This is a genomic window from Nocardioides sp. Leaf374, from assembly GCF_916862475.1.
Taxonomy (GTDB): Bacteria; Actinomycetota; Actinomycetes; order Propionibacteriales; family Nocardioidaceae; genus Nocardioides; species Nocardioides kribbensis.
The window spans coordinates 1-24,842 of record NZ_CAKASO010000010.1; the positions used below are offsets into that span (position 1 = coordinate 1).

The following is a 24,842-nucleotide window of genomic DNA, read 5'->3' on the forward strand; positions in this document are numbered from 1 at the left end:
GAGGTGGCCACGTCGTGGTTCTCGTCGTGGGCAAGCGCGGCGAGGAAGTCGAGCGCGGTGGTGCGGTAGGTGTCGACACGTCGATCCCTCCCCTGGTCCAGCGTAGGCGGCGCGCTGTGACGGCGGGCACGCTCCCCGGAAGTCGTGCGCGTCGACGGGTGTTCGTCGCCGCGGCCCGACCGGACGGGGGCCGCCCGCGCGGCCGTCGGCGGGCTCGCGCCCCGGACCCGTCCACCCGCCTGCGAGCGGTCCGACCGACGCTCTTACTGACCGTTGCACCCTCTGGGCGGGCGTCCTGACGGTCAGGTAGTGGTCGCAACGGTCAGTAAGAGGCAGCGGCGCCAAGCGCCACCAGCGCACCGGGTCGGCGCACCGGGTCAGCGCACCGGGGCGCGGAGCACGTCGGCGCGCACGGTGAGCCACGACAGCACGCCGCCGGCGACGAGCAGCCCGGCGCAGGCCAGCATGGCCCGGCCGAAGGCGGGGTCGAGGAGGGCGGGGTCGGCGTACTCCTCCCCGCCGAGGCCCACCGCCCTCGGCAGCGCGGCCACGGCGAGCAGCGTGCCGGCGCGGGCCACGGCGTTGGAGACGCCGCTGGCGACGCCCGCGTGCTCGTCGGGGGCGGCCGCCAGCACGGTGGCGGTCAGCGGGGCGACGAGCAGCGCGAGGCCGAGGCCGAAGACGGTGATGCCGGGCAGCACACCGACGACGTAGGGCCGCTCCCCCGCGCCGAGCAGCAGCAGCACGCCCGCGGCCATCACGAGCGGGCCGAGGCTGAGAGGCAGCCGTGGCCCGGTGCGGGCGCCGAGGGCCCCGCCGCGGGAGGCCAGCAGCAGCATGCACACGGTGAGCGGCAGGCTCGCGAGGCCGGCCTGCAGCGCGGTGTAGCCGCCGACGACCTGCAGCTGCAGGGTGAGGAAGAAGGTCATGGCGCCCAGCGCGCCGTAGACGAGCAGCGTCATCGCGTTGGCCGCGGCGAAGGTGCGGTCGGCGAAGAGCCCGGGCTCGAGCATCGGCCAGCGCTCGCGCCGCTCGACCACGACGAAGGCGACCAGCCCCGCCACCCCGACCGCCGCCGCCACGGGCGCCAGCGGCCGGCCCCACTCGATCAGCGCGTACGTCGCGCCCGCCAGCCCCAGCGTGGCCAGGGCCGCCCCGGCCCAGTCGAGTCGCGGGGCGGCGTGGGGGTCGCGGGTCTCGGGCACGCCGCGGGCTAGCCACACGGTGGCCGCGGCGAGCGGGAGGTTGACCAGGAACACCCACCGCCACGAGGCGTGGTCGACCAGCAGACCGCCGACGAAGGGCCCGGCCGCGGCGGCGATCGCGCCGAGACCGGTCCAGGTGCCGATGGCGGCCGCGCGGTCGGCGGGGCGCACCGCGCCCTGGATCATGGCCAGGCTGCCGGGGGCGAGCGCGGCCGCGGCGACGCCCTGGGCGACGCGGGCGGCGACCAGCACCTCGGGGGTCGGCGCCAGGCCGCACAGCAGGCTGGCCAGCGCGAAGCCCACCGTGCCGGCCACGAAGACGCGGCGCCGCCCCAGCCGGTCACCGAGCGAACCGCCGAGCAGGATCAGGCTGGCCAGGGCGAGCAGGTAGCCGTTGGTGACCCACTGCAGCTGGGCCAGGCTGGCGTCGAGGTCCTCCCCGATGGAGCGCAGCGCCACGTTGACCACGGTGCCGTCGAGCATCGTCAGGCCCGAGCCGAGCACCGCCGCCGCGACCACGCGGCGACCGGCGGGGCTGGTGCGCGCGACGCCTCCCGCGGCGGGCTCGACGGTCATGGGCCCACCGTAGGGGCTGCGCCCCCGGGTCACCCCCGCGTGCGACCCGCCGGGGCGCGGACCACCGTTGCGCGGACCACCGGTGCGCCGACGTCATGCGGACCGTGGATGCGCATCCACCCTGCGCATGACGTCCCGCCCAGCCCGCCGTACCGCAGGGCGACCACCCGCCCGCGCCACCCCCGCCCCAGCACCCCGGACGTCATACGGACCGAGGATGCGCATCCACCCTGCGCATGACGTCCCGCCCGGGCCGCACCGCCTGACCCCGCCCGCCCGCGACCCGCCGGTGCGCGGACGTCATGCGGATCGAGGATGCGCATCCACCCTGCGCATGACGTCCCGCCCGGGCCGCACCGCGGGCAGACCCCGCCGGCGCCACCCCCGCCCCAGCCCCAGCCCCGCAGACGTCATGCGGACCGTGCGTGCGCATCCACCCCACGCATGACGCCCCGCCCGGCCCGCCGCACCGCGGGTCGGACGTCATGCGCACCGTGGATGCGCATCCACCCCACGCATGACGTCCCGCCCCGGCCGCACCGCCCGACCCTGCGGCCCGCGCCCGCCCGGTCCGGCTAGGGCCGCAGCACCCGGGCGGAGACCCAGGCGATGGCGTCGGCGGAGGCCTCGGGGGTCGCGGTGGGCTGCATGACGTGGCTCAGCACGAGCCGCACGACCATGTCGATCGCGGCGTCGAGGCGCTCGCCGGGCAGGTCGAGGCCGTAGGGCGGCAGCCGCTCGCCGACCACGGTCTTGGCCACGGCGAGCAGCGACTCGGCGTGGGTGGTGAGCAGCGGCAGCAGCTCGGTGTCGGCGCCGTGGGTGGCCGAGACGACCGCGTGCAGCAGGGGGTTGCCGTGGGCGTTGCGCAGCACCAGCAGCGCCGAGTCGTGGATCGCGGCCACCAGGTCGTCGGGGTGGTCGTCGAAGGCGGAGGACACCAGCGCGAGGAAGTGCTCGAGCTCGCGCAGGATCATCGCCTCGGCGAGGCCCGGCTTGGTGCCGACCTCGTTGTAGACCGTCTGCCGGCTCACGCCCACCCGGTCGGCCAGCCGGGCCATGGTGACCCGCGACCAGCCCACCTCCGCGGTGAGCTCGACCGCGGCCTCGACCACGCGGTCGCGCGTGCTGCCCGCCGTACGCCGCACCGGGCCCGCGTCGCCCGCCGACCCCACCCGCGCGCCCGAGGACTCCATGCCGGTCAGTCTAGGAAGGTCCACCAGGGGCTCCCGGACCGACCCGACCAGCCCGACCAGCCCGACCAGCCCGACCAGCCGGACGACCAGCACGTCCCGACCGGCGCACCCGCCCCGACCGACCCGACCGGGGGGACCGGGTCGGCGGAGGCGGGCGCGCCGGCGGGGAGGCTCAGGCCGCCTCGGCGGTGGACAGCGGCACGAAGTCGACCTTCTCGCGCACGCCGCAGTCGGGGCAGCACCAGTCGTCGGGGATGTCGGCCCAGGCCGTGCCGGCGGCGAAGCCCTCCAGCTCGTTGCCCTTCTCGACCTCGTAGGTGTGGCCGCAGCCGGGGCAGCGGGCGGCCAGCACCTCCTCGGCGACCGCGCCGGGCATCGCGTCGACCGCCCCGCCGGTGAGCGCCGCCGCGGTGGCCGCCTGCTCGGCGCGGGCGGCGGCGGAGGGGTAGCGGGCCAGGTAGCGCTCGCGCTTCGAGGGGTGCACGTTGGCGCGGGTGACGTCGCCGTCGAAGTGGGCCAGGACGCGGGGGTCCATGACCCGGCGGAAGAGCGGCGGCACGAGGGCGAGCACGATCATCCCGGCGTAGCCCGTCGGCAGCACCGGGCTCTCCTCGAAGTCGCGCAGGGTCTGGTAGCGCCGCGTCGGGTTGGCGTGGTGGTCGCTGTGGCGCTGCAGGTGGTAGAGCAGCACGTTGGTGGCGATGTTGTTGGAGTTCCACGAGTGCGAGGGGTCGACGCGCTCGTAGCGCTGCCGGGCGCCGACCTTCTGGCGCAGCATGCCGTAGTGCTCCATGTAGTTGACGACCTCGAGCAGCGAGAAGCCGACGACGGCCTGGAGCACGAGCAGGGGCAGGATCGACCACCCGAGCCACGCGACGAGGGCGCCCCACAGCACCAGCGACATCACCCAGGCGTTCAGCACGTCGTTGCCGGGCCGGAAGGGGTGCTGCTGCTTGCGGGCGTAGCGCTTGCGCTCCAGGCTCCAGGCGCTGCGCACGCCGCCGGAGACGGTGCGCGGCCAGAAGGCGTAGAAGCTCTCCCCGAGCCGCGAGGAGGCGGGGTCCTCCGGGGTCGCGACGCGCACGTGGTGGCCGCGGTTGTGCTCGATGTAGAAGTGGCCGTAGAAGCTCTGGGCCAGCGCGACCTTGGAGAGCCAGCGCTCGTTCTCCTCGCGCTTGTGCCCGAGCTCGTGGGCGGTGTTGATGCCGATGCCGCCGATCGTGCCGATGGTGATCGCCAGGCCGACCTCGCCGACCGTGCCGAGCTCGCCGAGGCCGAAGGGGGCGCCGCGGGCGATGACGTAGAAGGCCGCCACGAACCCGAGGTACTGGATGGGCAGGAAGAGGTAGGTGATCCAGCGGTAGTAGCGGTCCTTCTCCAGCGCCTCGATCGCGTCGTCGGGCGGGTTGGTGCGGTCGAGCCCGGCGACGAGGTCGATCGCCGGCACGAGTCCGAGCACGATGATCGGGCCGATCCACAGCCACACGCCCCACCCGGTCGCCGCCCACCCGCCGAGCGCGACGAAGGCCAGCGACGGCACGACGAGGCCGATCAGCCACAGGTAGCGCTTGCCGTCCTTCCACTGCTCGGTCGACGCGGCCGACACCGTGCTGTGCGGGATCGACTCGGGGGTGCCGGGTGCGGGCGGGCTCGTGCGGGGGTTCGTGGGCATCGCGTCCTCCAGGGGTGACCCCGATCACGACATCGGGTTGACAGAACCATAGGGATTGTCAAGCCGCTTGACAAGGGGGTCTGTGATGTAAAGCCGGCGGGGTCCGTCGGCGCTCGGGAGGCCGTGCCCGGCACAATGAGCCCGGTGAGCCACGACCAGCACCCCTTCGGCATCGACTTCGGCGGCACGGGCATCAAGGGCGCCCCCGTCGACACCGCGCTCGGGGAGTTCGCCGCCGAGCGCGTGCGGATCAAGACCCCCCAGCCCGCCACCCCCGAGGCCGTCGCCGCCGTCTTCGTCGACCTGCTCGCCCGGTTCGAGCCCTCCGACGCCCCGATCGGGGTCACCGTGCCCGGGGTGGTGCGGCGCGGCGTGGTCGGCTCGGCCGCCAACATCCACGACTCCTGGATCGGCACCGACGCCGACGCCCTCTTCACCGCGGCCACCGGTCGCGAGGTGCACGTGGTCAACGACGCCGACGCCGCCGGCCTGGCCGAGGTGAGGTACGGCGCCGCCCGCGACCGCAGCGGCCTGGTCATCGTGACCACCCTCGGCACCGGCATCGGCTCCGCGCTGGTCCACGACGGCGTGCTCGTGCCCAACGCCGAGCTCGGCCACCTCGAGGTCGACGGCCACGACGCCGAGTCGCGCGCGGCCAACAGCGTGCGCGAGGCCGAGGACCTCAGCATGGAGCAGTGGGCGAAGCGCCTGACCCGCTACTACCGCACGCTGGAGAGGCTCTTCTCCCCCGAGCTCATCGTCGTCGGCGGCGGCATCAGCAAGCGCTCGGAGGAGTTCCTGCCGCTGCTCGACCTCGACACCGAGATCGTCCCGGCCCGGCTGCGCAACCGCGCCGGCGTCGTCGGCGCGGCCTGGTGGGCCTCCCTCCCCCGCTGAGCGACCCGCGCGTGCGGTGCCGGGTCACTCCCAGTCGAGGTCCTGGTCGGCGTCGAGGAGGCTGTCGGCCAGCGCCGGCAGACCCAGCAGGTCGAGGGCGACGTTGGCCAGGTCGCCGTTGCGCACCGGCTGCTCCCCGTCGTACGACGGACGGCTGCGGCCGGGGTCGCGGTAGTCCGGGTTGAGCGCGTAGAGGTCGCCCGCGGCGACGCCGGGGCCCCACACCAGGAACGGCACCCGGTAGTCGACGAACCTCGTGGGGTCGGAGTGCCCCGGGCCGCGACCGCCGTGGTCGGCGGTGAGCACGACCCTCACCTCGGCGGCGTCCTCGGGGTCCTCGGCCATCGCGGCGAGGAGCCGCCCGACGAGACGGTCGGTGCGCGCCACCGCGTCGAGGTAGGCCGGACCCATGAAGCCCTCCGCGTGGCCCACCAGGTCGGGCAGGGCGACGTGGACGAAGGTCAGGTCGCGGTCGGTCTCGGCGAGGTCGGCCGCCGCCCGCGCCACGAGCGAGCGCGGCCGCTCGTCGAGCACGAAGGTGTCGACCGCGCCGGGCCAGGAGTCGTCGAACAGGCGGAACTTCGCCTTGCCCGCGAAGAGCGCCGTGGTGAGGCCCGCGTCGTGGGCGGCGCTGAGGACCGAGCCGACCGGGCGCCCGGCCGCCTCCTGCACGGTCGTGCCGGGGCGCTCGACGTTCCACGTCACGCCGTGGCCGCCGCGGTCGGCGTCGACCCTCAGCCCGGTGAGCATGCCGGTGTGGTTGGGCAGGGTGTCGGTCAGCTCCCGCTCGGTGCGGGCGTGGGTGGTGGCCGCGCCCTCGCGCAGCAGCCGGTGCAGCACCGGCGTCCGGTCGCGACCGAGCCGGTCGAGGGCGGTGACGTTGAAGCCGTCGAGGGAGACCGCGAGCACCCGGGCGGCGTCGTCACCCGCCACCGGGGCCGTGCTGGCGGAGGTCGGGGCCGTGCCGGCCGCGACGACACGGGCCGTGGCGCGCTCGCGGTCGGGCGCGCCGCCGGTGGCGCAGGACGCGAGGGCCCCGACCGCGAGCGCCGCCGCGAGCGCCGCGGCCGTGCTGCGACGCCGACCCGAGGGGGGTGCGGCGGAGGGGGACGGCGCGGTGGGCCGGGGCGTCATGCCGGCGACCCTACGCCCGCTCGGGCGCCCGGGTCCCCGGGACGGAGCAGACGCAGCGAGCACCGGGCCCCGGTCGACCTGCACCTTCTGCGGACGTGCGCCAGGGCCGTCGGTCACAATGGCGCGCAGACGACAGGAGGCCCGATGCCGGAGACCCAGGCGCAGCCGGGCGCCGAGTGCGCCACCTGCGGCGAGGAGCTCGGCGCCTCGCGGTACTGCCTCAACTGCGGCACGCCCCGCCCCGGCACCGTCCGCCCGCCCGCCGGCACCGCGAGCACCGCCGGCGGGTCGGAGGCCGACGGGCACGGCGTGGCGGGCGACGGGTCCGCCCCCGACGGCGAGGACCCGCTCGTCGGCGAGGACCCGCTCGTCGGCGAGCCGCCCCCGCTGGCGGCCTCCCCCACGGGCGCCTGGGGCGTGGTCTCGGTGGTGGTGCCGCTCGTCGTGCTGCTGGTCGCCGCCGGACTGGTCGCGCAGCGGGCGGTCTCCGGCGAGCGCGACGAGGCCCTCGCCGCCGCCACCGAGACCTGCTGGGACGGCCGGGTCACCGACGCCGGGTGCGAGCTGCCCACCGGCGTCGAGGGCCTGGAGTGGGTGTTCCCGTCGTTCCGCCCCGACGAGCAGACCTGCCGCGACTTCCTGCTCCGCAACCCGCAGTTCAACCGCCCCACCATGTGGCAGTGCGACGTGGTGGTCGACGACCTCCCGGTCGTGGTCACCTACAACGAGCTGACCGGCCAGCGCGCCGCCCTGCGCTTCTTCGACCAGCGCCACGGCCGGGAGAACCGCACCGAGGTGCCGGGCTACGACGGCCAGGACGCCGCCTGGGTCTGGCTCGACGAGGCCGGCGACCGGCGCAGCTCACGCACGCTCATGCTGCAGGGCTACCCCTACGCCGTCACCGTCGAGAGCGGCTCGACCACCGCGGTGGAGGCCGCCTTCGAGGAGGTCGTGGAGATCCGCCCCGTCGACGAGCTGGCCGTGCGCCCCGACTGAGGCGCCCGGCCGCGGGGCCAGCCACGGGCCGGCCGTGGGGCCGGCCGTGGGGTCAGCCGCGGATCGCGTCGGCGACGGCCTTGGGCACGTCGGGGTGGAAGACGGTGGGGATGATGAAGTTGGGGTTGAGCTCCTCGTCCTTGACCACGAGCGCGATGGCCTCGGCGGCGCGCAGCAGCATGTCGAGGGTGACGTCGGAGGCGCGGGCGTCGAGCAGGCCGCGGAACACCCCGGGGAAGGCCAGCACGTTGTTGATCTGGTTGGGGTAGTCGGAGCGGCCGGAGGCGACGACGGCGGCGTACTTCTCCGCCTCGGCGGGGTCGACCTCGGGGTCGGGGTTGGCCAGGGCGAAGACGACGGCGTCGTCGGCCATGTCCTTGATCCACAGCGGGTCGAGCAGGTTGGGGCCGCTGACGCCGATGAAGACGTCGGCGCCGGTGAGCCCGTCGTGCAGGTCGCCGCGCACCAGGCGCGGGTTGGTGACCTGGGCCAGCTCGTGCTTGGCCGGCGGCAGCGACTCGTCGTCGCGCGACAGGCAGCCCTCGCGGTCCCACACGACCACGTCGACGGCGCCCGCGGCGAGCAGCAGCGTGACGATCGCCGTGCCGGCGGCGCCGGCGCCCGAGACGACGATGCGCACGTCGGCGAGCTGCTTCTTCACCACGCGCAGCGCGTTGGTGAGGGCGGCGAGCACGACGATGGCGGTGCCGTGCTGGTCGTCGTGGAAGACGGGGATGTCGAGGCTGGCGCGCAGGCGGCGCTCGATCTCGAAGCAGCGGGGGGCGGCGATGTCCTCGAGGTTGATGCCACCGAAGCCGGGGGCGATCATCTCGACCGCGCGCACGATCTCGTCGGTGTCCTGGGTGTCGAGGCAGATGGGCCAGGCGTCGATGTCGGCGAAGCGCTTGAAGAGCGCCGCCTTGCCCTCCATCACCGGCATGGCGGCGCCGGGGCCGATGTTGCCGAGACCCAGCACGGCCGAGCCGTCGGTGACCACGGCGACGGTGTTGCCCTTGGTGGTCAGACGCCAGACGTCCTCGGGGTGCTCGGCGATGGCCATGCTGACCCGGCCCACCCCGGGGGTGTAGGCCATGGAGAGGTCGTCGCGGTTGCGCATCGGGACCTTCGAGCGGACCTCGATCTTGCCGCCGATGTGCAGCAGGAAGGTGCGGTCGCTGGTCTTGTGCACCGTGACGCCGTCGACGGCGTCGACGGCCTGCTCGAGCAGCTTGGCGTGGTCGGCGTCGCCCGCGGAGCAGGTCACGTCGACGACCAGGCGCTCGTGGCTCGACTCGGCGACGTCGACGGCCATGACGATGCCGCCGGCCTGGGCGATCGCGGTGGCGACCGCTCCGACCACCCCGTGGTCGGGCGCCGTGTGCAGGCGCATGGTGATCGAGTACGACGACGTGGTGGCGGCACGGGAGGTCACGGGGTCACTGTCGACCCGGCACGGGGTTACCAGCAAGTCACCTGCGGCCGCAACGACCAGAAGTGACCGCCGTCACCTTTCTGCACTTCTTGGGAGATAGTGCAAGAATGCACTCCATGTTGGAGAGTGCAACGCCGCGGGCGTCGAAGCGTCGACGCACCGAGCACCACATCAACCACTGCGCCCAGCAGCTGACCGAGGCGCACGGGCTCGACGGCTTCACCATGGACGACCTCGCCGAGGCCGCCGAGGTCTCGCGCCGCACCCTCTTCAACTACTTCCCGAGCAAGCTCGACGCCGTGCTCGGCAACATGCCGGTGCTCTCCGCCTCGGCGCTGGCCACCTTCGAGGCCGGCGGGCCCCACGGCGACCTGGTCGACGACCTCGGCGAGCTGGCCCGCGTGATCTTCACCGACGAGGGCCTCAGCCGCGAGCAGCTCGAGCTGAGCCAGCGGGTCTTCTTCGCCAACCCGCGGCTGATCGTCACCGCCCACGAGCGCTTCGAGGCCTTCTCCGAGGCCCTCGTCGAGCACATCCTGGCCCGCGAGGGCGCCGACTTCGGCCGGGCGCGGGCCCGGCTGCTGATGCGACTGCTGGTCGCGGTCTTCGACTCCTCCCTCGTGCTCGACCCCTCCGCCGAGGGCCCTGGCGCCGGCGGGACCGACGGGGACGGCGCGCCCGACGTGCCCGACCGGCCCCTGGCCGACGTCTTCAGCGACCACCTCGCGACCGCGCGGGCGCTCCTCGCCTGACCACGGCGCCGGCCCGCCGGCGTCCCCGCCCCTGCGGCGTACCCCTGACCCGCTCGTCCCTTCCCCACCCCGACCAGGAGACCTCGATGGCCACCCTGCTCCACCGCCTCGGCACGACGGCCTTCCGCCGCTGGCCGCTCTTCATCGCCGGCTGGGTCGCCGTGCTGCTCGCCATCGGCGCGCTGGCGGCCGGCTTCGCCAAGCCCACCTCCGACTCCTTCTCGATCCCCGGGATCCCCTCGGAGCAGGCCGCCGACCTGCAGGCCGAGCTCTTCCCCGGCGCCACCGACGCCTTCGACCAGGCCAACGTGACCGTGGTCATCGCCGCGCCGGAGGGCGAGAGCCTCAGCGACCCGCAGTGGTCGGGCGCCGTGGACGACCTCGTCGCCGCGCTGTCGGGGCTGCCGCAGCTGCCCGAGGACCCGCAGGCCACCAACCCCGGCCTCGGCAACCCGGTGCAGGTGGCCGCCGGCCAGGAGCAGCAGCTGGTGCAGCAGGCGCGCCAGTCCGGGGGCGACGTCGACGCCGCGCGCGCCGACGCCGCCGCCGTCTCGCCGCTGTCCTCCGACGGCCGCGTCGGACTCATCACCTTCGCCTGGGACGTCGACACCGTCGCCGACGTCGAGCCCACCACCATCGACGACCTCACGTCGGTCATGGACGACGCCCGTGACGGCGGCCTGGTGGTCGAGGCCAACGGCGCCGGCTCGCAGACCCAGACCGCCCCGGGCGGCACCGCCGAGCTGATCGGCGTCGGCATCGCCCTGGTCGTGCTGCTGCTGACCTTCGGCTCGCTCGTGGCCGCGGGCCTGCCCATCCTCATCGCCCTCGTGGGCGTGGCCATCGGCAGCCTCGGCATCACCGCCGCCACCGCCCTGGTCGACGTCAGCTCCTTCACCCCCGTGCTCGCGGTGATGATCGGCCTGGCCGTCGGCATCGACTACACGCTCTTCATCCTCGCCCGCTACCGCACCGAGCTCGAGCACACCGACGACCGGCAGGAGGCCGCCGGCCGCGCCGTCGGCACCGCGGGGTCCGCGGTGGTCTTCGCCGGCCTGACCGTGCTCATCGCGCTCTCGGCGCTCTCGGTCGTGCGGATCCCGTTCCTCACCGCCATGGGCGTCGCCGCCGCCGCCACGGTCTTCATCGCCGTGCTCATCGCGCTGACCCTGCTCCCCGCCGTGCTCGGCATGCTCAAGTCGAAGTCCTTCGGCGGCCGCGTGCGCCGCTACGCCCCGAAGCGCGAGGCCGACGGGCGCCTGCTCAACAACGGCGTGCGCTGGGCGCGCGTGCTCGGCAAGCGCCCCGTCGCCTTCGTGCTGCTCGTCGTGGTCGCCCTGGGCGCCCTGGCGATCCCGCTCAAGGACCTGCGCCTGGCCTTCCCCACCGACTCCACGGCCTCCACCGACACCACCCAGCGCCAGGCCTCCGACCTGATGGCCGAGGCCTTCGGCGCCGGCCGCGAGGGACCGCTGCTCGTCGTGGTCGACGCGCGCGACGTGGCCGCCGCCGACCGCAACGCCGCCTTCGGCGAGGTCGCGGCCTGGGCCGCGGGCCAGGACGACGTGGTCAACGCCCAGATCGTCGCGACCAACGCCGACCCGACGGCCGACCCCGCCGACCCGGCGTCGGCGCCCACCGGCGCGCTCGTGCAGATCACCCCGGCCTCCGGCCCCGACGACCCCGACACCCAGGACCTGCTCACCGCCCTGCGCGACGGGCAGTCCGACATCGAGGCCTCCACCGGCACCACCACCGGCGTCACCGGCCTGACCGCCATCACCACCGACGTCTCCGACCGGCTGGCCGACGCCCTGCCGATCTACCTGGTCATCGTGATCGGGCTGGCCTTCATCCTGCTGATGATCGTCTTCCGCTCGATCCTCGTGCCGCTCACCGCCACGCTGGGCTTCCTGCTCTCGGTGCTGGCCACCCTGGGCGCCACCGTCGCGATCTTCCAGGAGGGCGCCTTCGGCATCTTCGAGGGCCAGCCGATCGTCAGCTTCATCCCGATCTTCCTCATCGGGGTGGTCTTCGGCCTGGCGATGGACTACCAGGTCTTCCTGGTGACCCGCATGCGCGAGGCGCACGTGCACGGCATGACGACTCGCGAGGCCGTGGTCGACGGCTTCCGCAACAGCGCCCGCGTCGTGACCGCCGCCGCCACGATCATGACCGCCGTCTTCGCCGGCTTCATGCTCGAGGACGACCCGATCATCAAGTCCATGGGCTTCGCGCTGGCCATCGCCATCGTCTTCGACGCCTTCGTCGTGCGCATGGTGCTCGTGCCCGCCCTGCTCTACCTGCTCGGTGAGAAGGCCTGGTGGCTGCCGCGCTGGCTCGACCGCATACTGCCCGACGTCGACGTCGAGGGCGAGAAGCTCGGCCGCCCGGCCGGCGTCGCGGCCGGCGGGGCCCACGCGGGCGCCGTCGCCGACACCGAGGACGCCGCCCACCACGGCGGCGCCCACGCGGCCCGCGGCCACCTCGCCGCGGACCGCTCCGAGGAGGAGCGCACCCGCTCCTGACCGCAGCGCCCCGGCGTACGACGGGCCCCGGTGACCTGCTGGTCACCGGGGCCCGTGCGCGTGCCCGCCTCCCGCGGTCCGGCGCGGCAGCGCGGGTGTCAGGCCTTCGGGTCGATCCCGAGGTGGTCGAGCAGGTTGCGCGAGAAGCGGTCGCCCATCTGGTCGATGACGCCGCGCATCGCGGAGGTGACGACCTTGGAGGAGAGCTTGGGCAGCGGCAGGTCGAGGGCGATCTCGAGGCTGGTGGCCAGGTGGGTGCCCCCCTCGACCTCCTTCAGGACGTACCACCCCGTGACCGCGGTCCGCTCGGTGCGACCGGCGGGCGGGTCGTGGTGGAAGTCGATGCGCTCGAGCTCGACGAACTCCATCTTCTCGGTGAAGACCGGCGCGACCTCGATAGGCAGCACGTCGAGGCCGGTCATCTCCCAGCGCCAGTGCGAGTCGCCCTCGGGCGTGATCCGCTTGAGGAAGGGCGTGAGCGAGGCGAGCGTGTCGGGGTCGGTCAGCGCGTCCCAGATCGCCTGGCGCGGCGCCGCCACGACGGCCTCGGCGGAGGTCCTCGCGGTGAAGACCGTCACCGGGCGAGCGCCTTCTCGATGTCCTTGGCGATCTTCTCCGGCTTGGTGGTCGGGGAGTAGCGGCCGAGCACCTGGCCGTCCTTGCCGATGAGGAACTTGGTGAAGTTCCACTTGATCTTGCCGCCCAGCAGCCCCGACTTCTCGTCCTTGAGCCACTGGAAGAGCGGGTGGGCGCCGTCGCCGTTGACCTCGATCTTGGAGAAGAGCGGGAAGCTGACGCCGAAGTTGCGCTCGCAGAAGCCGGCGATCTCCGCGTCGTCGCCGGGCTCCTGGTTGCCGAACTGGTCGCAGGGGAAGCCCAGCACGGCGAAGCCCTGGCCGGCGTAGCTGTCCTGGAGCTGCTGCAGGCCCTGGTACTGGGGGGTGAAGCCGCACTGCGAGGCCGTATTGACCACCAGCACCACCTGGCCCTGGTACGTCGAGAGGTCGACGTCGTGGCCGTCGATGCTGCGCGCGGAGAAGTCCTGGAGGGTCGTCATACCGACAGTCTGCCAGCGCGGACCAGCCGCCGTGGCGGCCCGGCGGGCGGGTCGGGGTGCGGGTCGGGGTGCGGGTCGGGGTGCGGGTCGGGGTGCGGGTCGGGGTGCGTCGGGGTGCGTCAGTCGAGGACGGGCGTGCCGGTCGCCGACGCGACGTAGGCGAGCAGGCGCGCCACCAGCGCGGGGTCGTCGGAGCGCTGCCAGCCGTAGGTGGTGGGGCGCTGGGCGCGGTCGTGCCAGAAGTGGCCCGGGCGCGACTCCGGTCGGGTCGCGACGAGCCAGACCGCGGTGTCGGCGCCGTCCTCGGCGTCGCGCAGCAGCGGACCGGTGAGCCGGTTGAAGCCCGGCAGGCTCTCGGCGAAGCCGGCCGTCTCCACCCAGCCGGGGTGCATGCTCTCCACCCGCACGTCGTCGGCGCTGAGCCGGCGCGCCCAGGCGTCGGCCAGCACGACCTGCATCCGCTTGGTGCGCGCGTAGGCCTGGACGCCGCTGAAGCGGCCGGTGCGGTACTCGATGGCATCGTCGTCCTCGGCGCGCAGGCGTGCGCCGTACATGCCGCCCGAGCTCATCCACACCACCGACGAGCCGTCGGCGGCCGCGAGGAGCGGGGCGAGCAGGTCGGTGGCGAGGTGCGGGCCGAGCACGTGCGCGGCCAGCGACATCTCGTGGCCCTGCGCGCTCTCCTCCCGGTCGGTCGTCATGACGCCGGCGTTGTGCACCAGCCCGTCGAGGGAGGGCACGCGGGAGGTGAGGTCGGTGGCCCAGGCGCGCACCGCGTCGAGGTCGCTGAGGTCGCACAGCTCCTCGACGACCTCGGCCGTCGGGTGGGCCAGCCGCAGGCGCCGCGCGGAGTCGGCGGTCTTGGCGGGGTTGCGCCCCAGCACGTGGACCGTGGCGCCGAGCGCGGCGAAGGAGCCCGCCATCGCCTCGCCGATGCCCGAGGTGGCCCCGGTGACCAGCACGCGGCGCCCCGTCATCGACCCCGGCTCGGGGTCGGCGGGCCACCAGCGGCGGCGCAGCGAGGAGCCCACCTTGGTGTAGCCCAGCACCACCGAGCGGTCGAGCGCGGCGTCGAGGACCCGGGTCAGACTCATGGCCCCAACCTAGCCAGACCGCCCCCGCTGCCCGACGTCGGACGTCATGCGTCGCGAGGCCCGACATCGGACGTCATGCGATCCGAGGATGCGCATCCACCCTCCGCATGACGTCCGCACCCGGCGCCACGCCACCCCACCACGCCGCCCCACCACGCCCCACACCCGCCACCCGCCACCCGCCGTCGGACGCCCGACATCGGACGTCATGCGTTCCGAGGATGCGCATCCACCCTCCGCATGACGTCCGCACCCGGCGCCGCGCCACCCCACCACGCCGCCCCACCGCGCCCCGGCTCCGACGCGGGCGCCGACGCGGGGCCGTGGGACGATCGCGCCCATGAACCGGGTCCGCTCCGCCCTCGCCCACCTGATCGCCGTCGTGGCCGTGCTCCTCATGCCGCTGGCGCTGACCTCGGCGTGGTCCTCCGCGGTCGTCAACGACGAGGACCGCTGGGTCGAGACGGTCGGGCCGCTGGCCACCGACCCCGACGTGGTCAACGCGGTGGCGGTGCGCCTGGAGGACCTCGCGGTCGGCACGGTCGATGTCGGCGGGGCCGAGCGCGCCCTGGAGGACATCCTCGGAGCCGACCTCGGCGGGGCGGGCGCGCGCACCGAGCAGGCGCTGCGCGAGGCGGTGCGCCAGGTGGTGGTGCGGGTGGTCTCCAGCGACGTCTTCCCCCCGGCGTGGGAGGAGGCGATGCGGGCCACGCACACCCAGCTGCTGCGCGCGCTGCGCTCCGACAGCGGCGCCGAGGTGAGCGTCGACCTGGGCCCGCTGCTGCAGGCGGTGCTCGACTCGCTGAGCGAGCAGGGCCTGCCGGTGACCGTCGACGCCTCCGGGCTCGACGCGGCCTTCTCGGTGGCCTCGAGCGGCGAGCTCGACCAGGCCCGTGCGGGCTACCAGGTCGTCGACGCCGCGGGCCTCGGCCTGCCGGTGGCGGTGCTGCTGCTCGCCGCCGTGGCCCTGCTCGTCAGTGCCCGGCGCATGGTCACCGCCGGCATCCTGCTCGTCGGCGCGGCCCTCGCGGCGGTCGTGGTGTGGCTCGGCCTGGGCGCGGCGCGCACGCTGCTGCTCGACCGCGCCCCGACGGCCGACCGCAACCTGCTCGCCGCGATGTACGACGTGCTCGTGGCCGACCTCGAGCGGCTCGCGCTGCTGGTCGTCGTGGCCGGACCGGCGGTGCTGGTCGTGCTGCTGCTGCTCAGGCGCCTCGGAGGTCGGCGGCGGCGCGAGCCAGCTGCGTGACCCGGGCCCAGTCGCCGGCCCTCACGGCGTCGGCCGGGGTGAGCCAGGAGCCGCCGACGCAGCCGACGTTGGGCAGGGCGAGGTAGGACGCCGCGCTCGCCGCGGTGATGCCGCCCGTGGGGCAGAAGCGGGCGGCGGGCATCGGCGAGGAGATCGCCCGGAGGAAGGGCGCTCCCCCGGAGGCCTCGGCGGGGAAGAACTTCATCTCGCTCAGCCCGGCCTCGAGCACGGCCAGCACCTCCGAGACGGTGGCCGTGCCGGGCAGGAAGGGCAGCCCGGTGGCGAGCATCGCCTCGAGCAGCGCCGGCGTCGCGCCGGGCGAGACGAGGAACTGCGCGCCGGCGTCCTGCGCCTCACGGGCCTGGGCCGGCGTCACCACGGTGCCGGCGCCGAGCACGATCTCGGGCACCTCGGCGGCGATCGCGCGGATGGCGTCGAGCGCCACCGGGGTGCGCAGGGTGAGCTCGATGACGGGCAGGCCGCCCTCGACCAGCGCCCGGGCGATCGGCACGGCGGTGTCGAGCTCGTCGACGACCACGACCGGCACGACCGGCACGAGGTCGAGCAGCGAGGCCAGCGGCGCCGGGGCGGCGAGCGGCGAGCCGGTCGAGGAGCGGGTGTCAGACGTGCTGGGCAAGGGGGACCTCCTGCTGAGGGGCGTCGTACGCCGGGAACACCGAGGCGCCCGCGTCGGCGGGGCCGACCGTGGCGCGGAAGGCGGAGAAGAGCTCGCGGCCGGTGCCGGCCCAGTCCTCGCCCTGGGGCGCGGAGCCGGTGGCGGGGCGGGCCAGGACCGTCTCGGCGTCGGCGAGGCCGAGCAGGCCCCGCTCGGCGTCGACGGTGACGACGTCGCCGTCGCGCACCCGCGCGAGCGCACCGCCGAGGGCGGCCTCGGGGGTGACGTGGATCGCGGCGGGCACCTTGCCCGAGGCGCCCGACATGCGGCCGTCGGTGACGATGGCGACCGCGTGGCCGCGGTCCTGGAGCACCCCGAGGGCCGGGGTGAGCTTGTGCAGCTCGGGCATGCCGTTGGCGGCGGGGCCCTGGTAGCGGATGACGGCCACGAAGTCGCGGTCGTCGAGCTCGTGCGCGGCGAAGGCGGCCAGGAAGTCGGCCTGGTCGTCGAAGACGACGGCGGGCGCGGTGACCACGCGGTGCTCGGGCTTCACCGCGGAGGTCTTGATGACCGCGGAGCCCAGCGGCCCGCCGAGCACCCGCAGGCCGCCGTCGGGGGCGAAGGGGTCGCTGGCGGGGCGCAGCACGTCGGTGTCGAGGCTGGCGGGCGTGCCCTCCACCCACTCCAGGCTGCTGCGGCCCTCGGGGCCCTCGGGACCCTCGACCAGGCGCGGCTCGCGGGTGTAGCGCGACAGGCCGGGCCCCGCGACGGTCTGCACGTCGTCGTGGAGCAGGCCGGCCTCGAGCAGGGTGCGCACGAGGAAGCCGATGCCGCCTGCGGCGTGGAAGTGGTTCACGTCGGCGGAGCCGTTGGGGTAGATGCGGCACAGCGACGGCACGACCGCGGAGAGGTCCGAGAGGTCGGCCCAGGTGAGCACGATCCCGGCGGCGCGGGCCATGGCCACGAGGTGCATGGTGTGGTTGGTCGACCCGCCGCTGGCCAGCAGGGCCACGCAGGCGTTGACGATCGCCTTCTCGTCGACGACCTCGCCGACCGGCGCGCGGTCGGGCTGGGCGGCGCGCTGCGACCACTCGCCCAGCGGCAGGCCGGCGAGCCCGGCGCTGCCGCGGGCCAGGGCCACCGAGCGGGCGGCCGCGGCGTCGGTGAGCGCCTCGCGCAGCTCGGTGCCCGGGTTGACGAAGGACGACCCGGGCAGGTGCAGCCCGAGCACCTCCATGAGCAGCTGGTTGGAGTTGGCGGTGCCGTAGAAGGTGCACGTGCCGCGGGAGTGGTAGGAGGCCGACTCGGCCTCGAGGAGCTCCTCGCGGCTGGCCAGGCCCTCGGCGTAGCGCTGCCGCACCGCGGCCTTCTCCTTGTTGGGCAGCCCCGAGGTCATCGGCCCGGCGGGCACGAAGACCGTGGGCAGGTGGCCGAAGGACAGCGCACCGATGAGCAGGCCGGGCACGATCTTGTCGCAGACGCCGAGCATGAGGGCGCCGTCGAACATGTCGTGGGAGAGCGCGATCGCCGCCGACATCGCGATGACGTCGCGGCTGTAGAGGGAGAGCTGCATGCCGGCGCGGCCCTGGGTCACGCCGTCGCACATCGCGGGGACGCCGCCGGCGACCTGGGCCAGCCCGCCCGCGCCGATGACGGCCTTCTTCAGCTGCCGCGGGTAGGTCTCGAAGGGCTGGTGGGCCGAGAGCATGTCGTTGTAGCTGGTGACGACGGCCAGGTTGGGCTTGACCCCCGAGCGCAGTTCAGCCTTCTCGGCCGGGTCGGAGGCGGCGAAGCCGTGGGCGAGGTTGGCGCAGGCCAGCCGGCCCCGCGCGGGGCCGGTCTCGGCGGCGCGGGCGATCCGGGCCAGGTAGGCCGCGCGGGAGCCGGCGCTGCGGGCGACGATCCTCTCCGTCACCTCCTCGAGCACGGGGTGCAGCCGCTCGGGCAGCACGGGCGCCCCGGAGGGGGCGGGCGTCTCGGGGGTGCTCACTGGTCGGTCTCCTGCCAGGCTCGGCCGTCGCGCTCGAGGAGCATCGCGGCGGCGGTGGGGCCGGTCGTGCCGGCGGGGTAGCGCAGGGGCCGCTCGCCGAGCTCGTCCCAGCGCTCGAGGATCGGCTCCACCCACGACCAGGCCGCCTCGACCTCGTCGCGACGCATGAAGTGGGTGGGGTTGCCGCGCACGACGTCCATGAGCAGCCGCTCGTAGGCGTCGGGCGAGCGCTGCGTGAAGGTCGTGGCGTACGACAGGTCCAGCGACACCGGCCGCAGCCGGATCCCGCCGGGGCCCGGCTCCTTCGCGGTGAGGTGCAGGCGCATGCCCTCGTCGGGCTGCACGAGGATGTGGAGCCGGTTGGCGGTGGTGGCGCCCTCGCTGCCGGGGAACATCGCGTGCGGCGGCTCCTTGAAGACCACGACGATCTCCGAGACGCGGCGGTCCATCCGCTTGCCGGTGCGCAGGTAGAACGGCACGCCGGCCCAGCGCCAGTTCTGCACCTCGGCCTTGAGCGCCACGAAGGTCTCCGTCGGGGAGCCGGCGCGCCCCAGGTCGTCGGAGTACGCCGCGACCGCCTGGCCGTCGACGAGCCCCTGGCGGTACTGCCCGCGCACGGTGTCGCGGTCGACGTCCTGGGGACCCATCGGCTTGAGCGCCTGGAGCACCTTGAGCTTCTCGTCGCGCACGGTCTCGCGCCCGACGTAGGTCGGCGGCTCCATCGCGGTGAGGCAGAGCAGCTGGAGCAGGTGGTTCTGCACCATGTCGCGCAGCGCGCCCGAGCCGTCGTAGTAGCCCCCGCGCTCGCCGACGCCGAGTGACTCGGCCACGGTGATCTGCACGTGGTCGACCCACCGGGAGTTCCACAGCGGCTCGAGGAAGGTGTTGGCGAAGCGCGTGACCAGGAGGTTCTGCACGCTCTCCTTGCCCAGGTAGTGGTCGATGCGGAAGATCTGCGACTCGTCGAAGACCGCACCGACGGCGTCGTTGACCGCGCGCGCCGAGGCCAGGTCGCGCCCGATCGGCTTCTCCATCACCACGCGCGCGGTCGGGTCGACCACGCCGATCTCGTCGAGGCGCGCGCAGATCGGCCCGAAGAGGGCCGGTGCCACCGCGAGGTAGAAGACGCGCACGGCCTCGTCGGGGCCGCCGACGGCCTCGGTGCGGCCGCGGTCCTTGAGCAGGCCGTGCAGCTGGTGCCAGTCGTCGGGCTCCTCGGCGTCGAGCACGAGGTGGTGCAGGCGCCCGACCAGGCGCTGGAGGGCGGCGTCGTAGGTGGCCGGGTCGTGGCCGGCGGGGTCGACGTGGCCGGGCAGGGCCTCGCGCACGAGCTGCTGGTAGCCCTCGGTGTCGAGGTCGCTGCGCGAGACGCCGATGATGCGGAAGTCGTCGGGCAGCTGGCCCTCGAGGTCGCGGTGGAAGAGCGCGGGCAGCAGCTTGCGGAAGGCGAGGTCGCCCGTGCCGCCGAAGACGGTGAAGTCGCAGTGCTCGGGCAGCGCGGCCGCCGCCCCGGCGGGGGTGCCGGGCTGGCTGCTGGGCTGGCCGCTGGGATGGCCGCCGAGCGGGGGGTGCTTCTGGTCCATGCCTCTACGGTCGCAGGACTTTTGGATCGATACAAGCGCTCTTACGCTTTTTTGTGAACAAAGTCTGTGCTTGACTCCTCGTCGTGACCGACAGCACCGCCTCGCGCCCGGGCTCCCGGCCCGCCCCGCCCGACGGCGCGCGCGGCCCGGTCCCGGCCACGAAGGCTCCGGCCCCGACGCCCCCCGCGACCCCCGCGACCTCGGCCCTGCCCGGCTCGGCGGCCCTCCCCGACACCGGACCCGGCGGCACCAGCGGCACCGGTACGACGGCCGGCGCGCTGCTCCACCTCGTGCGCACCGGTCGCGCCGCCACCCGCTCCGACCTCGCCCGCGTCACCGGGCTCTCGCGCAGCGCGGTCACCTCCCGCGTGCACGCCCTCCTCGACGCCGGGCTGCTCGTCGAGGGCGGCGGGTCGACCTCCACCGGCGGCCGCCCGCCCGGCACGCTCGGCCTCGACGTCGACGCCGCGGTGGTCGTCGGCATCGCCGTGGGCCGCTCGCGCAGCCAGCTCGGGCTCTTCGACCTCGCCGGGCGCGAGATCGTCGGCGACACCCGCGACCACGTCGTCGGCACCGCTCCCGGCGTGCTGATGCCCGACGTCGCCGCCCGCCTCGCCGCGCTGCTCGCCGGCACCACGGTGCCGGTCGCCGGCATCGGGATGAGCCTGCCCGGCACGGTCGACCCCGAGACCCGGATGAGCCTCGACGCCCCGGTCATGGGCGGCTGGGACGGCGTCGCGCTGGGCCCCTACCTCGCCGAGGTCTGCCCCGCGCCGCTCCACCTGGCCAACGACACCGCCGCCCTCGCCCACTCCGAGCTCTTCGGCGTCGTGCCGCCCGCCGACGTGCTGGTCGTCAAGGCCTCCACCGGCCTCGGGCTCGGCGTCGTCGCCGACGGCCGCCTGCTCGGCGCCCACCGCGGCATCACCGGCGAGCTGGGCCACACCCGCATCGACGCCGCCGACGGGCTGCTGTGCCGCTGCGGAGCGACCGGCTGCCTGGAGTCGCTGGCCGGCGGCTGGGCGCTGGTCAACACCATGGTCGACGAGGGCCACGACGTACGCCACGTGCGCGACCTGGTGCAGCTCGCCCTCGACGGCGACACCCTCGCCCGGCAGCTGCTGCGCCAGAGCGGGCGCCACCTCGGCGAGGTGCTCGCCACCGCGGTCAACCTCCTGCACCCCGGCCTCGTCGTCGTGGGCGGCGACATGGGCGCGGCCTTCGACCTCTACACCGCGGGCATCCGCGAGACGGTCTACGCCCGCGCCGCCGCGTCGGTCGTGCGCGACCTCCGCTTCGCCCCCGCCGCCCACGGCGAGTCGGCCGGGCTGGTCGGCTGCGCCGCCCTCGCCATCGACGCCGCGCTCACCCCCGCCGCCGTCGACGCGCACCTGCGCGCCTGAGCAGACGGGGGCCGCCGGCCGAGGCCGACGCAGGCCGGCCGCGCCGCGGCTCAGCCGGCGCTGACGCCCCCCAGCCGCAGCCAGGTGTCGACGACGGTGTCGGGGTTGAGCGACATCGACTCGATGCCCTGCTCCACCAGCCAGTCGGCGAGGTCGGGGTGGTCGGAGGGGCCCTGGCCGCAGATGCCGACGTACTTGCCCTGGCGCTTGCAGGCCTCGATGGCCGACGACAGCATGTGCAGCACCGCCGGGTCGCGCTCGTCGAAGCCGTCGGCGACCAGCGCGGAGTCGCGGTCGAGGCCCAGGGTCAGCTGGGTCATGTCGTTGGAGCCGATCGAGAAGCCGTCGAAGTGCTCGAGGAAGGCCTCCGGGATCACGGCGTTGGAGGGCACCTCGCACATCATGACGACCTTCAGGTCGTTCTCGCCGCGGCGCAGACCGTGCTCGCCCAGCAGCGCGATCACGCCCTCGGCCTCCTTGACGGTGCGCACGAAGGGGATCATCACCCTGACGTTGGTCAGCCCCATCTCGTCGCGCACGTGGCGCAGCGCCTCGCACTCCATCGCGAAGCACTCCGCGAAGTCGGCCGAGAGGTACCGCGACGCGCCGCGGTAGCCGATCATCGGGTTCTCCTCCTCCGGCTCGTAGCGCGTGCCGCCGACGAGGTTGGCGTACTCGTTGGACTTGAAGTCGCTCATCCGCACGATGACCGGCTCGGGCGCGAAGGCCGCCGCGATCATGGCGATGCCCTCGGCGACGCGCTGCACGAAGAACTCGCGCGGCCCGGCGTAGGCCGCGATGGTCTCCTCGATGTCGGCGCGCAGGTCGCCCGGCAGCGAGTCGGGGTCGGCGGCCAGGTCGAGCAGCGCCTTGGGGTGGATGCCGATCTGGCGGTTGATCACGAACTCCAGGCGGGCCAGTCCCACGCCCTTGTGCGGCAGCCGGGAGAAGGCGAAGGCCTGCTCGGGGGTGCCGACGTTCATCATGATCTTCACCGGCACGTCGGGCATCGAGTCGAGCTCGGTGCGCTCGACGCTGAAGTCGAGCACGCCGTCGTAGACCAGGCCGGTGTCGCCCTCGGCGCACGACACGGTGACCTCGCGGCCGTCGGCGAGGTCGCGGGTGCCGCTGCCGGTGCCGACGACGGCGGGGATGCCGAGCTCGCGGGCGATGATCGCGGCGTGGCAGGTGCGCCCGCCGCGGTTGGTGACGATGGCCGAGGCGCGCTTCATGATCGGCTCCCAGTCGGGGTCGGTCATGTCGGCGACGAGCACCTCGCCCTCGTGGAACTCGTGCATGTCGTCGATGGAGCGCATCACGCGCACCGCGCCGGCGCCGATCTTCTGCCCGATGGCGCGGCCCTCGACGACGACGTCGGCGCCCGCGGTGGCCTTGGCGTCGATCTTGAAGCGCTCGAGCGTGCCGCCGCGGCGCGACTGCACGGTCTCGGGGCGGGCCTGGAGCACATAGAGCAGCCCGTCGAGGCCGTCCTTGCCCCACTCGATGTCCATCGGGCGCCCGTAGTGCTCCTCGATGGTCAGCGCGTGACGGGCCAGCTCCTCGACCTCGTCGTCGGTGAGGCTGAAGAGCCGGCTCTCGGCCGGGTCGACCTCGACGAACTCCGTGGTGCGGCCCACGGTCTGGTCGTCGGTGTAGACCATCTTGGTGGCCTTGCCGCCGATGCCGCGCTTGAGCAGCGCGGGCCGGCCCGCGCGCAGGGCGGGCTTGTAGACGTAGAACTCGTCGGGGTTGACCGCGCCCTGCACGACGCCCTCGCCCAGCCCGTAGGCCGAGGTCACGAAGACGGCGTCGTCGAAGCCCGACTCGGTGTCCATGGTGAACATGACGCCCGAGGAGCCGATGTCGGAGCGCACCATGCGCTGCACGCCGGCCGAGAGGGCCACGGCGTCGTGCTCGAAGCCGTGGTGCACGCGGTAGGCGATGGCGCGGTCGTTGTAGAGCGAGGCGTAGACCTCGCGGATCGACAGCAGCACCGCGTCGATGCCGCGCACGTTGAGGAAGGTCTCCTGCTGCCCGGCGAAGGAGGCGTCGGGCAGGTCCTCCGCGGTCGCCGAGGACCGTACGGCGAACGACGGCTGCTCCCCCGACCCGGCGCCCGCGTCGGAGCCGCCGGCGCCGGCGACGAGCTGGTCGTAGGCGGCGCGCACGTCGGCCTCGAGGTCGGCCGGGAAGGGCTGGGCCACGACCTCCTCGCGGATGGTGCGGCCGACCTCGGCCAGGCGCCGCACGTCGTCGGTGTCGAGGTCGCGCAGCAGCCCGCTGATGCGCTCCTTCAGGCCGGTGTCGCCGATGAAGTGGTGGAAGGCCTCGGAGGTGGTGGCGAAGCCGTCGGGCACGCGCACGCCGAGGTCGGTGAGGTGGGAGACCATCTCGCCGAGGGAGGCGTTCTTGCCGCCGACCTGCTCGATGTCGCCCATGCCGAGGTCGGAGAACCACCGCACGTTGACGGTGGACCCGCCCGCCGGCTGCTCGCCGGCCGGGCTGGGGGTGGAGGTCTCGGTCATGGGGTGGTGCCTCTCTCTCGACGGGTCTGCTCGCCTCGCCGGGACTGCTCGCGGCGCAGGGACTGGATGATGAGGGCCGAGATCTCCTCGACCGACTTCGCGGAGGAGTCGATCGTCGGGACCCGGTGGGCGTTGAAGAGGTCGGTGGCGCGGCGCAGCTCCCAGCGGCACTGCTCGGCCGAGGAGTAGCGCGACCCCGGCCGGCGCTCGTTGCGCACGCGGCTGAGCCGGTCGACGGTGGTGGTGAGACCGAAGCACCGCTCCTGGTACTGCTGCACCGGCTCGGGAAGGTGGCTGCGCTCGAGGTCCTCGTCGACCAGCGGGTAGTTGGCCACAAAGAGGCCGTGCTGGAGCGCGAGGTACATGCTGGTGGGGGTCTTGCCGCACCGCGAGGGCGCCAGCAGGATCACGTCGGCCTTGTCCAGCGCGCGCAGGCTCTGCCCGTCGTCGTGCTCGATGGTGAACTCCACCGCGGCCATCCGCTCGTTGTAGCGGTGCACGTCGCCCACGCCGTGCAGGCGCAGCGGCTGGCGCACGCCGCGCTGGCCCAGCAGCCCCTCGACCTGCTCGATGTGGACGCCGAAGAAGTCGATCACCGGGGCACGGGTGCGCAGCAGCTCCGCGCGCACCTCGTCGTTGGCCGCGGTCACGAAGGCCAGCGGGGCCTGGCCGTGGTCGAGCAGGGTGTCGAGGGCCGCCACCACCTCCTGCGCGTCGGCGACGGTGGAGATGAAGGGGATGACCGTGCGGTCGAAGGTGCGGTCGGGGAACTGCAGCAGCAGGGCGTTGCCCATCGTCTCCGCGCTGATGCCGGTGGAGTCGGAGAGGAAGAAGACCGGCACCACGTCGTCGGCCCCGGGACGCGCCTCCTCCGGGATCGGGTCGGTCTGCGACATGTGGGCCCTCCAGCGGCTCCCGCCCCGTGCGGCGCGGTGCT

Annotated in this window: 19 protein-coding genes; 6 read left to right on the top strand and 13 right to left on the bottom strand. The window is 74.3% G+C overall.

Features of this window, described 5'->3' with window-relative positions; translation table 11 throughout:
• Positions 1 to 377: 377 nt before the first annotated feature.
• From LPA27_RS06755 to LPA27_RS06770, 3 genes are all read right to left on the bottom strand, one after another.
• On the bottom strand, positions 378 to 1,781 hold the full coding sequence (locus LPA27_RS06755; RefSeq protein WP_228941955.1) for an MFS transporter: 1,404 nt from the start codon (positions 1,779 to 1,781) through the stop codon (positions 378 to 380).
• Positions 1,782 to 2,356: 575 nt separating this feature from the next.
• Positions 2,357 to 3,070 (bottom strand): TetR/AcrR family transcriptional regulator, encoded by a 714-nt coding sequence (locus LPA27_RS06760; RefSeq protein ID WP_267477187.1) that lies wholly within the window; start codon positions 3,068 to 3,070, stop codon positions 2,357 to 2,359.
• Between the two features lie 79 nt (positions 3,071 to 3,149).
• Positions 3,150 to 4,649: a fatty acid desaturase gene (locus LPA27_RS06770; RefSeq protein ID WP_324251246.1), complete on the bottom strand. Its 1,500-nt coding sequence runs from the start codon at positions 4,647 to 4,649 to the stop codon at positions 3,150 to 3,152.
• A gap of 144 nt (positions 4,650 to 4,793) precedes the next feature.
• Here LPA27_RS06770 and ppgK point away from each other — a divergent pair, with 144 nt between their 5' ends.
• Positions 4,794 to 5,546, top strand: coding sequence for a polyphosphate--glucose phosphotransferase (gene ppgK, locus LPA27_RS06775; protein ID WP_414855744.1), 753 nt, complete (start codon positions 4,794 to 4,796; stop codon positions 5,544 to 5,546).
• A 24-nt stretch (positions 5,547 to 5,570) separates the two neighbouring features.
• On the opposite strand, the gene LPA27_RS06780 is transcribed toward ppgK, so the two are convergent.
• Positions 5,571 to 6,680, bottom strand: coding sequence for an alkaline phosphatase family protein (locus tag LPA27_RS06780; RefSeq protein WP_267477188.1), 1,110 nt, complete (start codon positions 6,678 to 6,680; stop codon positions 5,571 to 5,573).
• A gap of 144 nt (positions 6,681 to 6,824) precedes the next feature.
• On the opposite strand from LPA27_RS06780, the gene LPA27_RS06785 reads away from it, so the two are divergent.
• Positions 6,825 to 7,676, top strand: coding sequence for a hypothetical protein (locus tag LPA27_RS06785; RefSeq protein ID WP_228941956.1), 852 nt, complete (start codon positions 6,825 to 6,827; stop codon positions 7,674 to 7,676).
• A gap of 52 nt (positions 7,677 to 7,728) precedes the next feature.
• On the opposite strand, the gene LPA27_RS06790 is transcribed toward LPA27_RS06785, so the two are convergent.
• On the bottom strand, positions 7,729 to 9,066 hold the full coding sequence (locus tag LPA27_RS06790) for an NAD-dependent malic enzyme (protein WP_228942015.1): 1,338 nt from the start codon (positions 9,064 to 9,066) through the stop codon (positions 7,729 to 7,731).
• 158 nt (positions 9,067 to 9,224) lie between these two features.
• Here LPA27_RS06790 and LPA27_RS06795 point away from each other — a divergent pair, with 158 nt between their 5' ends.
• Together LPA27_RS06795 and LPA27_RS06800 are read left to right on the top strand one after the other, a co-directional pair.
• Entirely contained in the window at positions 9,225 to 9,860 is a 636-nt protein-coding gene (locus tag LPA27_RS06795) for a TetR/AcrR family transcriptional regulator (protein ID WP_228941957.1), read from the top strand.
• A gap of 86 nt (positions 9,861 to 9,946) precedes the next feature.
• Positions 9,947 to 12,388, top strand: a complete 2,442-nt coding sequence (locus tag LPA27_RS06800) for an MMPL family transporter (RefSeq protein WP_228941958.1) — start codon at positions 9,947 to 9,949, stop codon at positions 12,386 to 12,388.
• Positions 12,389 to 12,486: 98 nt separating this feature from the next.
• On the opposite strand, the gene LPA27_RS06805 is transcribed toward LPA27_RS06800, so the two are convergent.
• The 3 genes from LPA27_RS06805 to LPA27_RS06815 all read right to left on the bottom strand — a co-directional run bounded on the left by LPA27_RS06805 (position 12,487) and on the right by LPA27_RS06815 (position 14,539).
• Positions 12,487 to 12,966 carry a CoxG family protein gene (locus LPA27_RS06805; RefSeq protein WP_228941959.1) on the bottom strand — a complete coding sequence of 160 codons (480 nt, stop codon included), beginning with the start codon at positions 12,964 to 12,966 and terminating at the stop codon, positions 12,487 to 12,489.
• The gene (locus LPA27_RS06810; protein ID WP_056865138.1) at positions 12,963 to 13,445 is read right to left on the bottom strand and encodes a glutathione peroxidase; all 483 of its coding nucleotides are present in this window, start codon (positions 13,443 to 13,445) and stop codon (positions 12,963 to 12,965) included. Before LPA27_RS06810 ends, LPA27_RS06805 begins: the two co-directional genes overlap by 4 nt.
• 119 nt (positions 13,446 to 13,564) lie before the next feature.
• Entirely contained in the window at positions 13,565 to 14,539 is a 975-nt protein-coding gene (locus LPA27_RS06815) for an SDR family NAD(P)-dependent oxidoreductase (protein ID WP_056905097.1), read from the bottom strand.
• A gap of 340 nt (positions 14,540 to 14,879) precedes the next feature.
• Here LPA27_RS06815 and LPA27_RS06820 point away from each other — a divergent pair, with 340 nt between their 5' ends.
• Positions 14,880 to 15,788: a hypothetical protein gene (locus tag LPA27_RS06820; protein ID WP_056865136.1), complete on the top strand. Its 909-nt coding sequence runs from the start codon at positions 14,880 to 14,882 to the stop codon at positions 15,786 to 15,788.
• Here LPA27_RS06820 and eda read toward each other — a convergent pair.
• Genes eda through zwf form a run of 3 tightly spaced genes read right to left on the bottom strand, consistent with a single transcriptional unit; the run spans position 15,745 to position 19,977 of the window.
• On the bottom strand, positions 15,745 to 16,425 hold the full coding sequence (gene eda / locus LPA27_RS06825) for a bifunctional 4-hydroxy-2-oxoglutarate aldolase/2-dehydro-3-deoxy-phosphogluconate aldolase (RefSeq protein WP_228941960.1): 681 nt from the start codon (positions 16,423 to 16,425) through the stop codon (positions 15,745 to 15,747). The genes LPA27_RS06820 and eda overlap by 44 nt on opposite strands.
• A complete protein-coding gene (edd, locus tag LPA27_RS06830; RefSeq protein WP_416383232.1) occupies positions 16,409 to 18,340 on the bottom strand; it encodes a phosphogluconate dehydratase in 1,932 nt (643 codons plus the stop codon). Before edd ends, eda begins: the two co-directional genes overlap by 17 nt.
• Before the next feature lie 50 nt (positions 18,341 to 18,390).
• Positions 18,391 to 19,977 carry a glucose-6-phosphate dehydrogenase gene (zwf, locus tag LPA27_RS06835; protein ID WP_228941962.1) on the bottom strand — a complete coding sequence of 529 codons (1,587 nt, stop codon included), beginning with the start codon at positions 19,975 to 19,977 and terminating at the stop codon, positions 18,391 to 18,393.
• An 83-nt stretch (positions 19,978 to 20,060) separates the two neighbouring features.
• Here zwf and LPA27_RS06840 point away from each other — a divergent pair, with 83 nt between their 5' ends.
• Positions 20,061 to 21,380, top strand: a complete 1,320-nt coding sequence (locus LPA27_RS06840; RefSeq protein ID WP_228941963.1) for an ROK family transcriptional regulator — start codon at positions 20,061 to 20,063, stop codon at positions 21,378 to 21,380.
• A 50-nt stretch (positions 21,381 to 21,430) separates the two neighbouring features.
• On the opposite strand, the gene ppsA is transcribed toward LPA27_RS06840, so the two are convergent.
• Together ppsA and LPA27_RS06850 are read right to left on the bottom strand one after the other, a co-directional pair.
• Positions 21,431 to 23,905 carry a phosphoenolpyruvate synthase gene (gene ppsA, locus LPA27_RS06845; protein WP_228941964.1) on the bottom strand — a complete coding sequence of 825 codons (2,475 nt, stop codon included), beginning with the start codon at positions 23,903 to 23,905 and terminating at the stop codon, positions 21,431 to 21,433.
• Positions 23,902 to 24,801 (bottom strand): pyruvate, water dikinase regulatory protein, encoded by a 900-nt coding sequence (locus LPA27_RS06850; RefSeq protein ID WP_056865134.1) that lies wholly within the window; start codon positions 24,799 to 24,801, stop codon positions 23,902 to 23,904. The genes ppsA and LPA27_RS06850 overlap by 4 nt, the downstream gene beginning before the upstream one ends.
• Between the last annotated feature and the right edge of the window lie 41 nt (positions 24,802 to 24,842).